At 40.4% G+C, this 391-nt stretch carries 1 pseudogene; it reads right to left on the bottom strand.

Annotation, left to right across the window (positions count from 1 at the left end):
- Positions 1-391 (bottom strand): annotated as a pseudogene (locus H3S88_RS13145) (hypothetical protein); the annotation flags it as partial.

Below are 391 nucleotides of genomic sequence, written 5' to 3'. Positions count from 1 at the left end.
TTATCGCTATTATTGTCGTTGTCATTACTATTGCCGTTACTGCTTTGACTGTCATCGGTATCGATATCACCACTGTTTTCATCATTATCGTCATCATTATTATTGTTGGTGTCACTATCAATTCCATTATTGCTGTCACCATTGGTATTTAACCCTTTATAGTGCTCATCATAACGGTAATCGGTGCCATAAGTGGTGTTATCTTTTTGTTGGCTGTTAACTTCACCCAGTAAGTTCGCCTGCGCATCGCGGTAGTTATAATCTTGTACTTGTACCGAAGATTCCACCATTTGACTGTGTAAGGTTATATCCCAGACACTTTCAACGCCGTTATCCAGTGTGCCACTCGGTTGTTTGTACACAATATCAGCCACCTGCTGATAACCTTGTT

This window comes from Gilliamella sp. B14448G11 (genome assembly GCF_016101765.1).
In the GTDB taxonomy this organism is placed as follows: Bacteria; Pseudomonadota; Gammaproteobacteria; order Enterobacterales; family Orbaceae; genus Gilliamella; species Gilliamella apicola_N.
The sequence above is the reverse complement of the archived record's forward strand: the minus strand, read 5'-3'. Positions and strand labels throughout refer to the sequence as shown.